Below are 13,777 nucleotides of genomic sequence, written 5' to 3' on the forward strand. Positions count from 1 at the left end.
TCATTTTGGGCCGCAAAACCTCAGGAATCTTGATACTCGCCCCGTACTCCCCTGCTAATTGCGCTAAAAGCTGCACGAAGGAACCGCCACGATTAATACCGCTCACCGCTGGCAACATGTTCTCTAGCACCTGCACAATTCGCCACCCCGCCAACGGGCTAACGGATGCGGCATCTTGAAAGGTCCCAAGCACACGGTTAGTCAGAACATCCTGGTATAGCAGAAGCCACGTTACTTCTTCAGCGAATTGTGTAGGATCTAGCATTCCACGCTCTGCCAGGTGGGCAAGAGACTCAGCTGTTAAGGCCCGAATATCGTGTGCTAGCGCAGATGCCGCAATTCCCAAGGCGCTATACGAAGGCGCGCCCAGAGGACATGGGGTACTACCAAGAGCATAGAGGAGCGCATTCAGCCCGAAAACGGTACGCGCGTAGAGGGCTGTCATCAGGGCAGGCATCATCTGCGCTGCCGCATAATCCAGGTTATTCTGCATGAGCCAGGCATACCAACCAACAGCGTATTTCTGCGAAGTATAGGTACAACGTTTTGACGTATGGATACGGTGACCGTAATCTTCTCGCACACCGCCAGTATTAAAAGCGGCGTCTTCAAAGCCTAGGTCATTGGGGGCAGAAGTATCGTTTGGGTCTTCCCACAGAAGGAGTTTCCTGTTATAGGGTATCTCGCTATCACTGTTGATAATTCTTTGTTTTGCGTACTGTGTTAATCCCGTCGACCATGTGGTGCGTCGCATGGCATGATTTCGTGTTTCAAAAGGTTCTGTATAAATTTTTTCAGCATATCCGCTGGAGGGAAGCAGTGAGAGAAGTTGCTCTTGTAAAAGGCCCGTCAACCCGCGAGTGTTGACCACAAGATCCTGCTTGGTTTTCGCCCCTAAGGGGCGGTACTCCATACTGTTTGTGATAATGGGCTGGCCGTTCCTATCGAGCCACAGAAAGTCGCGGTAACCCATCGTAATTGGCGGCAATTCTATTGGCTGCATACCTGCACATCGTGCGTATATCGCTAGGATCAGAAAAGCTATATCCTCTCCCGCGGTCTCAAACTCGTGGATATGCCGTCCCCAATTCAGGTTGACGGACTCAAGGTATTTTATCTGTGCCTCGTTAAAGCGGATACTTTCTGTCTGGTTAAGATATGCGAGAGCACGCACCAGTTCCGTCTCGGGGGCTGTACCGGTCACCATGGCAACCAGCACATCAAAAAGTTCCGTGTCACTGGAAATAGGGGCATCCACCATGAAAAGTTCCCCCGGAGCCCGTGGGCGTGGGTTGACATCTGGTATCAGAATAGGTTCCTGCGCCTGTAGTGCTTCTGCCGACTGTACTTCCTGGGACTCCAGTATTTTCTTTACACCGCGTCGGGTAGGTTTCGTACTATCTTTAGATCCTACATTTTGCACCAGCTCTTGAAGCTCCAAAGGTAGAGTTCGCTCAATCTCAGCTATCATGCTGTGCACCCGGTTCGTGTATTCAGGGCGATGTTTAATCAGCTGTTGTAGGATGTTTAGCTGGGCCTTCACCAGCTTCTTCTCAGTACGGAAGAGTACTGCTGCTGATGCGTCTAACAGGGCATCGAGCTGTTCCGTAGAAAGTTGCTCCACAATGGGGGTAAGCATCTCTTGTGCTAGGCCTACCGACGTGGATAGCTGCGTCTGTAAAATAGCGGTCAGTAGTGAAGTGCGTGCCAGGTTCTCCGCGGTAGTTGGTTTCATGCCGCGGTAAAGCATATGGAAGACCCGTGTTTTCCTGGGCGTAAAATCCCTGAGTATTGAGCGCAAACATTCGGTGAGAAAACGGTTGCGGAACCCGTCAAGGTGACAATCTAGATAATCTAAAAACTTGAAATCTGCTGCCGCACCTAGTGCTGTTCCGACGCGGAAGCAGGTCCACAGTTCTCGTTCAATCAGGAGAGGATCCTGGCGGATATGCTCAAGTGCCTCTTGGTAGGTGGCAGGTATTTCCGGGTGGTCTTCAGCACTGTTTCCTTCTGGGAATATGGTACGTAAGGCTCTCCAAAGATAAGAAGGGGTTTCACAGTGGAGGTCCCGTTCCCGTACAAGCGTGTGTAGTACGCGCCATATACCGTAGGCATCGTTATCCTCCATAGCGGGGGTCGCCGCTATATAATCCAGAATCCACGTATCGCTGCGTCCGGAGAGTCCCAAGTATAAACCGCGCATGATAGCGTCATGAGGGTTTTCGAAAGAGTCAGTGTCGCTTCGGCGTGCCGCCCATGAACTGTCTGTATATAAATCCACGAAACGCTTATGTGTCCTGCGGGGGTTTGTCCCCAAAGCTGCTAAAAGATAGCCACCTACAGGACTCAAAACAGCCCGGTTCCCCCGTCTTAAGACCTTGGCTGGAGGCAGAGTTTTAGCCAGCACAGCACGTTCATCCTCTGTAGCGTCCTCTAAAAGAGCATGAAATTCTTTGAGAGGTGCTTCCGGATTTTTAGCCAGCTTTTTAAGTGCTTCTCGCCGCTTATTAAGCATAATAACGGGGTTAGTTTGCATTCCTCTCCTCCTTTTTCACGGTAATATCCCTGCCGAGGCGCTTATCTAGAAGATTCTGAGCGTGCTGCCGCGCCTTTTCTGCAAGCTCCGTCGGATGCGGTTCTAACTTTTCGAGCGCCCGCAAATTCTTCACCAGCACGGTCGAGCCTTTCATCTTCGGCTGCAAAACCTCAGGAATCTTGATACTCACCCCGTACTCCCCCGCTAATTGCAATAAAAGCTGCACCAGGGCACTGCCCCGATTTATCTCACCTACCATAGGCAGCATGTTCTCTAGCACCTGCACAATTCGCCACCCCGCCAGCGGGCTAATGGATGCAGCGTCCTGTAAACAGCTGGCTGCCCGTATTGGTTTAACCCATCCCCCTCGGAGCAGGTAGGCCAGTTCATCCGCAAGTAAAGAAGTATTGAGCATTCCACGACCCGCAAGAACTGCAATAGATTCGGCGGTGAGAGCCCTGTGCTCAGCTGCTGCTGCACCAGTTAGCCAGCCCAACACGGAATAGGCGGGGTCTTGCAGAACCTGATGTGTGTGGGTGATGGTATCCAGTAGGGCGTCAAGCCCCTTGACGTGTTTCTGGAATCCTGTTGTAGTGACGAACGGCATGCTCTGCGCTGCCAATGTATTGGGGTTATTCTGCAGAAGCCACGCATACCATTGCATAAGGGTACAGTGAAAATCGTCGATTGCCTGAACAGCACGGTGCATAAACTCTTCCGGAATGCCTGCCGTGTTCAGAGCCGCCTGTGCGAAAGGCATCTGTGCGGTCGGTAGTTCGTGATCTTCAATAAGCCACATCATCAGGCTGCCGTTGGGAGCCTCAGCATAGGCTTGGTCGTACATATTGTGAGGACGCGGGCGGTAAGTGAGAGGTTCAACATGGCGTGTCCAGGTGCTCTCTTCTGCGTGAGGTATAGGCGCAAATACAAGGTTTTCTGGATGTTCTAAACAGTTAATCTGCTCTTGACAGAGCCCCGCCGGTCCACGATAATTTGTGGTCGTTTTCTCTATACGGGGTTTTTGACGCCCCAGAGATCCAGTGTGTTCAACCTGGTAGGGCTGGATGGTTTCGCCAGTCTGGGGGTCGGTATGGAATTCATGCCGGTACCCGGTAAAACCTTGCGGCAGTTTTTTAAAAAGTTTTCGGTGCGGGGCAATTACCCGGTACGTCAGATAGTTGCCTAACGCATGAGTACCCGAGCGGATACCGGAATTCACGCATCGTTCAGCCAGAAAGTCCTGCTGGGCCGTATCAAGAGTAATGCGAGGATTATGCGCTAAATAATCAATGAGTTGCGGGAGCTGCGAACCGTCACCTGTGCCTTGGAGACAGGGAATAAGACCATCCATAAACTCAGCATCACTAGTATAAATATGCACCTGTGGGGTTGAAACGTGCTGCTCTAAAAGTTGCGGCAGATTCTCGGGAATCATGACGCTGCCCATTACTTGCTCCGCGTGAGACGGTGCGCTAGTTTTATCCGCCGCGGCTTCAGCAGGAGACATGAGTGTTTGCGCAGCGGGCTGCAGATCAGGCGGTAGAGATTCTGCGGTTTCCCTCATCAAGCCGTCCACATCTTGAGTATACTCGGGGTGCGTTCTAGCAATAGCGCCAAGGAGTGCGATCTGCGCCCGGAGTATTTTCTTCTCGGTGCGAAGCATCACGGTGCGAGAGACATTAAGTAAGTCATGAATCTGGGGTTCGGTCAGCTTTTCGACGCATGACATCAACATTTCTTGAGCCAATCCCACGGAGGTTGAGGGAACGGTAGTGAGCACTGAGGTGAGCAGATTGGTGTTACCAAGGTTCTCGTCTGGGGTGGGGTTCATCCCCCGATAGATGTGGTGAAAGATACTGGTGTTCTTGGCAGAAAAGTCGCGGAGCATCGCCTTCAGACATTCAGTAAGCAGGCGGTCACGGAATCCGTCAAAATTCTCCTGCAGCATGTGGAAGAGAGCGAGCGTGTCCGCGTTTTCACGCCCTGACCACTCTTTCCGCAGAAGCCCTTCATCTGTGAAACACGCCCACATTTCGTGTTCTAGCGTCTGAGGGTTGTTCTTGAAGAAAGAGATAACCTCTTCCCGGTTCTCGGATGAGCCAATGTACATGTCAGGAACGGCCGTCACGAACCCCCAGAGGTAGGAGCGCGTGGTATTGGTAAGTCCGCGTTCGTGAAGAAGCTGATGTATCTGCACCCAGAGCGTGGGCAAGTCGTAACCAAACCTGCCATAGCCACGCTCGTTAACGAACCCGGTTATCCAGGTGTTATCACGTTCGCTGAGTCCAAGCATCATGGCTTCTGTGCGTTGGCTAAGGTATTGTTCCGATTCAGCGGTTGAAAACTTCCAGTTCGCCTCACCGGGTAATCCCCGGCCGATGAGGTTTAAGAGCTCAACACCCACATGTTTGAAGGTTCCACCCAGTGCGGCCGCCGTGTAGACGCACACAAGCCGCTGCTCGGTCGTTCCTTCACGGCTGTAGCGGTCTATGAGCTTTTTAATGGAAAGTGTGCGTGCAAGGCTCTTGCGCTCATCCTCGGTGGCACCGGTGAGAACTTCATGGTATTGCCAGAAGGTGGCATCGTCACGTTTCAGCAACTCCCGCAGGCGGGCGCGACGTTCCGTAAGACTAGGTTGCGGTATTTTTGGTGTCATAACGGGCTCTCAGTTTCTGCGTTTAGGGTTGTGCGCAGCGGTGTTGGTCCAGCAGTTCTTGGGCTTGGTCTCGGGCCTGCTCCGCAAGCTCGGTCGGATGAGGCTGCAGCTTTTCAAGCGCACGCAGACTTTTCGCCAGCACGGTCGATCCTTTCATTTTGGGCCGCAAAACCTCAGGAATCTCGATACTGACACCGTACTCCCCCGCTAATTGCGCTAAAAGCTGCACCAGCGTACCGCCTCTGTTCACCTCGCCCACGGCAGGCAGTATGCCTTCTAGTACCTGCATAATCCGCCAGCCCGCCAAGGGGCTAATCAACGCAGCATCCCTAAATGTCTGCTCAATTCGTTGAGCCATCACGTGGTGCTGGTTCAACAACCAATACAGTTCTTTGGCGAATAAAGTAGTATCGAACATGCCCCGATCCACCAGGGAGGCGAGCGCCTCCGCAGCATTGGCGCGCACCTCGGTAGTTTTAGCGCTAGCACCAAGCCCGAGTGCGCTGTAGGAGGCGGCACCCAGTGCTCGGTGCATATCACCTAGGATGCGCATGATGATATCGGCGCCATAAGCATTATGGGCATGGATAGCTGCCACAAGAATAGGCATGGTCTGTGCGCTGAAAATATCTGGGTTGTTCTGCATCAGCCAGCCGTACCACCCCATGACCGTGCGGTACGCAGGATAGTATTTTGATTCCACCATACGGTGCACGTACTCGATTTGCGTGCTGTTGGTGTTAAACGCAGCAGCTTCAACGGAGAGCGCGGCAGCATCGGGTGTATCTGTTCCAACCCACAGCGGGAATTGCAGAGGGAAGCTGTACTCCCGAGCAAGATATAGCGATTCCCAATACTGGGTGAGGACTGTACCCGTAGTGCGTTCAAGGGCTACTCGCTGGGGCGCAAAAGGCGCGGCCACTATGTTGGTTTCTGCGTCTTGATCCGCAAAAATCAGGGCGAACAACTGCTCCATCAGCAGCATGTGAGGTCCGCGCTCATTGAGATGAAGTTCTGTCCCTGTAGCTTTTACATTAAAGGGACGAGGGTGATACTTCTTAGCCGTCTGTTCATCTACTATCACCGGGTCTCCGTGCTCATCGCTTAGGTAGAGACGTTCTTTATACCAGGTTGGGATGATCGGTATCCTAGCAATATCAGCATGTTGTATCTGTCCACTTTTGATGAGTGCCGCAATGGCAAGGTACGGGATATTGGGACTGGAGAGGGTATAAATACCGAATGATTCTTCTATGAGAAGTTCACGAGCTTCCCAGAGAAGCTTCTGCTCTGCATCGTTTATTTCCAGACTCTCGGCATGTTCCAAGTACTCCAGGATGCGCGGAATATCGGTGCCATCGCCTCCTTGGAAGGTTGCTGCCAGGCATTCCATTAGTTCCCGATCCGTAGTAATAGGCGGTCGAGGCGCCAAGCACCCCTGCGGTTCACGATCCTTCGGGGTGATGTCCGGTACCGTGATACTCCCCGCTGCGTCCTGGTGCGTGGGTGTTTCTCGCACCGGATCATTGATGAGCTTCTGGGCCTTGTCTTGAAGGTCCAAGGGCATAGATTTGAAAGCATCCTGTACTGTCTGGCTTACTTGTTCAGTACATTCGGGGTGGACTTTAAGCAGTAGAGAAAGAAGCCGTATCTGAGCGCGCAGAATTTTCTTTTCGGTGCGCGTCAGCACTGTTGCTGAAACCTCAATGAACTCACGTGCTTGCGCGTCGGAAAGCTCGTAAACTGCCTGCTCCAGCAGATCTTGCGCCATGGCAATAGCTGGGCTATACGCCGTCCCCAGCACCGAAAGGTAGAGCGCAAAACGCTCCTTAATTTCTTGAGGTGTTGGCTGCAGAGCAGCGTGGGACCGATAAAAATGCCGCACGTGGTGGGCCGAGTAGTCGCGCAGGAGCCCTTTGAGCGTTTCATCCAAGAACCTGGGACGAATATCTGGAAAAGTTTCGCACATGACCTGAGCAAGAGCCGAAAATGACGACGAACTTCGATATTCCGGCTGCAAGGTGGGATCCCACCTAGACTGTGCGAGTACCCCTTCAGCTGTGAAAGCATCCCAAAATTCTCGTTCCAGCAGCACAGGATCGTGACGGAAGAACTGCTCTATATTCTGATACTCTTCCGCAGACTTTTCTCTCACGTGTGGGACGGCATTCATCATCATGCAAAGATACCCTGGCGATAAGCTCGTCAGCGAATGTTCACGTATAAGTTTATTGAGGTGTGTCCAGGAACGTATGGACCAATCGTCTGAACATTCTTCAACAAAATGCAGAACCCACTCATCGGATCGTTCTATTACCCCTTGAGTTAAGAATTCCCAGAGCTGCTCAGTAGCAGGCATAGGCGGCTCAGGAATAATATTAAAATTCTTATCTCGAAGAGGATGAAAAAGTTCACTTATGATCCTTACCGCACGCGGAGCCGAAGAGGTTAAAGCCCCTACTGCATATGCGGCCAAAGCTGCTTTCTCCCCTCGGGCTTTCGCAAGTTTCGTGGGCGATAGCGTCCTTGCCAACGACGCGCGTTCTTCCTCTGCCGCCCCGCTAATCACCGCGTGATAATCCTCAACGGTTGCGTCGTCACGTTTCATGAGCTCCCGCAGGCGGGCTCGACGCTCTCCAAGGCTCGTGTGCTGCGAATAGTTCTTCTCGTCCATCATTACCTGTTTGTATATTTGGGTGTGTACGGAAAATATGCTTCTTTACGGATGCAACCCGGTATCAGGCTAATTCAGTCCGCCGCGACGTTTAATGCTTACCGCCAGTACATGTTTACAGGGGCCTCGGGTGCCCCGGTATTTCACCCACCACGGGCAGGTACACCGGTATTCTTCGATTTTCTCGGCGGGGGTTACCGTGTAGAACGTGTCCCGCGACTGTACTCGATAGGTGCCGTCTCCGTCATCCCACACCGCACCGGAGTCAATAAGTTTCTGGGCACTCACCAGCCGCGGATGCATAGCCTGCAGGGCATCCGCCTGCACGGGCAGCGGCCGGTGGAAGTACTCCCCTGCCTGCACATCAAAACCGACCTGTCCGGAGGATGCCAGTAATGCGAGGGCGTCGCGTACTTGAGTCTCGTTCAGCCCGCTGCGTGTAGACATGACGGGCACCTCAATACGCGGCTCAAAGGAGAGAAGCACACTGAGCATATCCGCATTTTCAGCAACTGACGGATCGGAGAGCGCCTGCAACACAGAACCTTCCCCCGAGAATCCGCGTGATCTTTCGGGGCTCAACCCAATGCTCAGGCGCGCACCCGGCAAGTGGGCCACCCACACGCTCGCCACCGGGGCGTTACCTGAGATGACCGGTTCGCTGTATGCTTCCAGACGGGTCATGAATCGGATGAGCGGCTCAAGCACCCGCAGCCGCTCCGGTCCGGCCACGCACACCGACCCAACGGTGGCTCGGGTAGCCAGCCTCAGTGAACGCACCGCACGGGTTGCCCACATGACGCTTTTCGTGGCGGATCGGCGCGGCAGCCCCTGGATGAACATGCGGGCTGCTGCCGCATCCAGAGAATGAGTGGGCTTCATCAGGGATGAGAGCATCTGTGTTTCGGCGAACCCTTTGAGCCAGCGTACTGGCAGGGGTACTTTATCTTCCATCACTTCACCGTCTAGGGTGGTGGTCAGCAGCCCTTCATCACCCACATCCAGGTGGAGGGGCTCGCCAGCCCGGAGAGAAGCTAAAGCAGTGCGAAGCGGCGGATTCACGTCCACATTTGTCACGCCTACAGCGCTGTGGGTGGCATCTAGGGCAGAGGAGTCTACGTCAAGTCGGGCATAGACACCGCAGCAGGCGCTAAAGGATTCAAACCGGAGTCCCTCGCTGGTGCTGGTCACTACCGGGTCGGCAGCCCGCAAAATGGCGGCGACCATGCCGGGTGGAGTGTAGTAGCGGGTGCGGGCCACGCGCGCAACCACCAATAGCGACGCCGCAATTACATCAGGGCGCTCCATGAATCCTGAGAAGAAGTAAGGGTGTGCCGCCGCGCCTTCCGGTGTGCTGCCGCCGCTAGTTGCTAAAGCAAGTCCAAGACTGCCATCTTGTTCATGCAGTAAAGAAGGTTTTAGATATGTATAGGTTAGAGTCTGTGCCATGGCGATCCCTTCAGTGGTTGGATATGCTAGGTTTTCGCCTTATCACTACTATGCCTGAACCCCGAAAGTTTTGGCCTCTTTTCCGTCATCCTAGGGAAAATATTATCTGCTTGTCTTCTATATCAGACACTCGTCATGACTTGATCCTCCGTCATCTTATGCACCGACAATCTCCATAATTACTACAGTAGGACATGTAAGAAGCCCCAGCAGATGTACCTGCCGGGGCTTCTTGGAAATATATAAAGTCTATCTATATGACGAACTGTCCGTTAAAACGTAGTGCTAGACCGTAAAGCACCACGGCAATAACCCAAATAACGGTAACCGTAATAGTCAGACGGATTAGGTTCTTAGAAGCCATACCTGAAGAATTCAGTGAGCTGGTCATACCGCCACCAAACATATCGGACAAGCCACCACCCTGACCGCGGTTCAAGAGCACCAGAAGCACGGTGATAATGCTGGTAATCACGATGACTACCAAAAGCACATTCATAATGATGTCCACAGCGGGCCTTCCTAATAGGTAGATGATAAAGCCTGTCCCATGGCAGACCTTAATAACTATACGGTATAGAGACTCTGTGGTCATTCTCTAACACGTAATAACGCGTAGAGCGAAGGGCTAAATTACTGCCTAAACTGAGTGACACGCCGCTGATATTCGCTGGGGGTAAGCTGAAATGCATCCGGACGGTCTCGCAGTGCTCGCCCCGCATCAAGTGGATTTCCCTCAGTATCGTAGGCGTAAACATAACCGCCCTGAACAAGATAGTACGTAAATTGTTGGGCTACACCCCAGTAGTTGCCGCCTTCGGCATAGAATCCCAAGTCTACCCAATCGCGTAGTTTTACCTGAACGGGCACTTCTGGGGAACTTGTACGATGGTACAGCCAGTCCAGGAAACTATCACGTTTATTTTCAAAATACACGATCTGCGGAGTCTCAGCAGTAGGCGCAGAGACTCGTCGGCCTCGAATAATGAGGACCACTATGACCGCCAAAAGACCTGCAACGACAAGGGATATAATTGCAAACATAGTTAAAGTCTAACGGGTTGAGTTTCCGGGATGCAGGAACTTAGCTTATAGGGTAGCTACAGTTTGCTACTCCACAAATAAAAGACCTTCCCAGGAGTGATAACCGACACCTGGGAAGGTCTTTTATTTTACGATGCTAAAAATTTATGATTCTTTTTGAACCACTTTTGCTTCAGACTTTTCTTCTGATATCTGATCGTTTTCAGAGTCTTCAACCTCGTAAGGTTCATAAGATTTGAAGGGCTGTCCCTTTTCAGGATACCGTTTAGGCGAGATTGACAGACCCATCTGAACCTTCTCGTGATACACCTCAACTATTAGCGCCACCACGATTAACGCAATCACAACGGCGAAGGGTAACGCAATAATAATCAGCGTATTCCGCAGAGCGTCTAGCCCGCCAGCATACAGCAGCACGGTTGCAATACCCGCGACGATAACACCCCACACAACTTTCTTTCCGTTAGTGGGGATAAGACGCCCATCTTCAGAAAGCATTGAGAGCACATAAGTTGCTGAGTCTGCGGAGGTAATGAAGAAGGTAAAGATCAGGATGATTGCGATGATCGACATTAACATACCCAGCGGGTAGTGTTTGAACGTGCCGAACAGCAGTTGTTCATCCTCTAGTTTCGTCAGATTCTCTAGACCGTTCTGCTGTACCGTATTAGCCATCGTACCGAAAGTGGAGAACCAGATGAAGCTTAAGACGGTAGGTATCAGAAGTACTACAGTAATAAACTCACGTATTGAACGGCCTTTGGAGATGCGGGCGATGAAGAGGCCAACGAAGGGCGACCAAGAGATCCACCATGCCCAGTAGAAAATGGTCCAGGTATCAATCCAGGCGCGTTCGTCACCATTAAATGCGGCGGTTCGGAAACTCATCTCGAAAAAGTTCTGCATGTATAGACCGATGGATTCCGACATATTGTCAAAAATTTTGACGGTAGGGCCAACCGCAATAGCAATCGCCAGAAGTGCGATAGCCAGAATCATATTAAGATTTGAAAGGATTTTAATACCTTTACCCAGCCCCGAAAGAGCTGAGAGCACAAAGAGAGCAGTGGTTACTACGATAATAACAGTGCGTACCTCCATGCTATTAGGAATGGCATTATCAGTGAGGTAGCTCAGCCCACCATTAATCTGAATAGCACCGAAGCCAAGCGTGGTTGCCACACCAATAACGGTTGCCACCACAGTAACAATATCTATAATATATCCCAGCCAGCCATCGGTTTTTTTACCGAAAAGCGGCTTAAGTGTGACAGAAAGAAGATATTTCTCTTCCTTACGGAAACCGAAATATGCCAAAGCCATAGCCACAATACCGTACACAGCCCAGGCGTGTATACCCCAGTGGAAGAACGTAAATTGGAAGGAATCCGCCATTGCTTGCTGTGACTCCGGTGCAGCATGCGGAGTTTTGTTAGCAAAGTGTGAAAGCGGCTCGGCAGCACCATAGAAAACTAGACCGATACCCATACCAGCCGAGAAAAGCATGGCAATCCACGAACCAGTGGAATACTCGGGCTTTGAGTCAGGCTCTCCAAGCTTAATTTGCCCCATAGGGCTTAAAACAAAAAACCCGCAGACCAATACTATAAGAGTTACAAGCAGGAGGTAAAACCAACCGAAGTCAGTTCCGATCAGCGCCCTCCAGTTTTTAGAAACTGCCTCGTAACCCGGAACAAAACCCAGAGCCACTAATATTAATGAAATAATTAATGAACCAATAAAAACAGACGTATACTTGCGTGATTTCATATCTCACCCTCCTAAAACGCTTAGGCATAAGTGTAACAAATCTCGAAGACTCCACAAAACCACACATTTTAAACACACAAAAACCATTTGAATTATATTTAATTAAATTAAATTTAAATAAAGCACAGCTAACTGCATCAAAATAACTCAAAATCCTTAATCATTTTGTTATATTTTAGATATTATTATAATAATATTAGCCGTAGATCTATACCGAAAATCGCTAACTTTCCACATTTTTACAGAAAAATTTTAGGTACCGCCTATTGTGCTCCAAAGCTACGTTCTCTTACCCTGAGGCAACTTTACGAACATCTGGTAGTGTCATCAGAACCTCCATCGTTAGATCTTCTCCCGGAAATGTAGGGTCAATAACCTCGCGCCAGAACCTTAAATGCTCCTTATCCACCCGGTGCTCTGATTCTTCTACAGGTTGTGCTCCCTGCCCCTGTACGCTGTACCAGTACAAGTACATATGTCCATCACGAACCTCCGAAAAGATCGTTTCAACATACATTTTCTCGGGCGCTAAAGTCTGCTCAACGGCATCCATATTCTGGCGAAGAAAATGCATCCATTCTACAGCTCGCTCTTCTTGACCTTTTCGCACCCGAAATCTGGTGAGCTCAACCTGCATCAATATCAGCCTTTCTAAATATGGAATGAGAATATTTCTGTTCATGTTCGTAACATTACACAAAATGGTAGGCGCCTAGCGCACGAATACACGTATGCTAGACGCCTTTAATACGAATTGCTGCTTAGCTATGCGTCAAAACGCGCAATTGCTGCAAACTCTTCAGCCTGAAGGGAAGCGCCACCTACCAGCACACCATCCACATCTTCCTTCCCCATAATAGAGGGCGCCGAAGAAGACTTAACCGATCCGCCGTAGAGAATACGAACCTTCTGAGCAACGTCTGTGGAGTAGAGCTTTTCAAATTCAGCACGTATAGCCGCAGACATTTCCTGCGCATCATCGGCAGTTGCGACCTTACCAGTGCCAATTGCCCATACAGGTTCATACGCAACCACAAGAGTTTCTGCTTGCTTGGCGCTCAAGCCTACAATAGAACCGCGAAGCTGCTCAAGGGTAAAGTCCACATGAGTGCCAGTTTCACGAACTTCCAGGGCTTCACCAACGCACAGTACCGGGGTCAAATCATAGGTGTAAGCAGCCTGCACCTTAGCAGCGCATAGTTCATCACTTTCGTGATGGTAAGTGCGACGCTCAGAGTGTCCTACGAGAACGTATTTCGCACCAAGTTTCTGCAAAAACGCACCAGAGATCTCTCCGGTGTATGCACCGGATTCATGTACAGAAATATCCTGACCACCATATTCAATGCTCAGTTTGTCGCCTTCAACGAGGGTCTGTACGGAGCGAATATCGGTAAAGGGAGGGAATACCGCTACTTCAGTCTTTGTAAAATCAAAATTCGAATCATCAAGAGTCCATGCTAGCTTCTGGACCAGCGTAACGGCTTCAGCATGGTTAAGATTCATCTTCCAGTTACCGGCGATCAGCGGTTTGCGCGACATATTTTCGCTCCAATCCCCCGAAAAATCAGGGTATAGATTCGGAAATTTCTATCTTCCATTTTAATGGTTTGATCACTCAAAAACACTAAATGCTCTAGGTTTTATC

Annotated in this window: 9 protein-coding genes; all 9 read right to left on the reverse strand. The window is 50.8% G+C overall.

The window, feature by feature from the left end; translation table 11 throughout:
* On the reverse strand, positions 1 to 2,536 hold a 2,536-nt coding region (locus tag HMPREF2609_RS03885), incomplete at its 3' end, for a DUF6493 family protein (RefSeq protein WP_070535106.1).
* Entirely contained in the window at positions 2,526 to 5,192 is a 2,667-nt protein-coding gene (locus HMPREF2609_RS03890; protein WP_070535108.1) for a DUF6493 family protein, read from the reverse strand. The genes HMPREF2609_RS03885 and HMPREF2609_RS03890, both read right to left, overlap by 11 nt.
* A gap of 22 nt (positions 5,193 to 5,214) precedes the next feature.
* Positions 5,215 to 7,869 (reverse strand): DUF6493 family protein, encoded by a 2,655-nt coding sequence (locus HMPREF2609_RS03895; protein ID WP_048752224.1) that lies wholly within the window; start codon positions 7,867 to 7,869, stop codon positions 5,215 to 5,217.
* 66 nt (positions 7,870 to 7,935) lie between these two features.
* A complete protein-coding gene (locus tag HMPREF2609_RS03900) occupies positions 7,936 to 9,315 on the reverse strand; it encodes an SWIM zinc finger family protein (RefSeq protein WP_048752226.1) in 1,380 nt (459 codons plus the stop codon).
* Positions 9,316 to 9,568: 253 nt separating this feature from the next.
* Positions 9,569 to 9,826 (reverse strand): preprotein translocase subunit SecG, encoded by a 258-nt coding sequence (gene secG / locus HMPREF2609_RS03905; RefSeq protein ID WP_172461380.1) that lies wholly within the window; start codon positions 9,824 to 9,826, stop codon positions 9,569 to 9,571.
* Between the two features lie 122 nt (positions 9,827 to 9,948).
* Positions 9,949 to 10,359: a hypothetical protein gene (locus tag HMPREF2609_RS03910; protein ID WP_048752228.1), complete on the reverse strand. Its 411-nt coding sequence runs from the start codon at positions 10,357 to 10,359 to the stop codon at positions 9,949 to 9,951.
* A 144-nt stretch (positions 10,360 to 10,503) separates the two neighbouring features.
* On the reverse strand, positions 10,504 to 12,129 hold the full coding sequence (locus tag HMPREF2609_RS03915; protein WP_070535111.1) for a BCCT family transporter: 1,626 nt from the start codon (positions 12,127 to 12,129) through the stop codon (positions 10,504 to 10,506).
* Positions 12,130 to 12,418: 289 nt separating this feature from the next.
* The gene (locus HMPREF2609_RS03920) at positions 12,419 to 12,811 is read right to left on the reverse strand and encodes a DUF6176 family protein (RefSeq protein ID WP_202909424.1); all 393 of its coding nucleotides are present in this window, start codon (positions 12,809 to 12,811) and stop codon (positions 12,419 to 12,421) included.
* 83 nt (positions 12,812 to 12,894) lie between these two features.
* Positions 12,895 to 13,671 carry a triose-phosphate isomerase gene (tpiA, locus tag HMPREF2609_RS03925; RefSeq protein ID WP_070535115.1) on the reverse strand — a complete coding sequence of 259 codons (777 nt, stop codon included), beginning with the start codon at positions 13,669 to 13,671 and terminating at the stop codon, positions 12,895 to 12,897.
* Positions 13,672 to 13,777: the final 106 nt, after the last annotated feature.

It is taken from the genome of Rothia sp. HMSC058E10 (assembly GCF_001809415.1).
Lineage (GTDB): Bacteria > Actinomycetota > Actinomycetes > Actinomycetales > Micrococcaceae > Rothia > Rothia dentocariosa.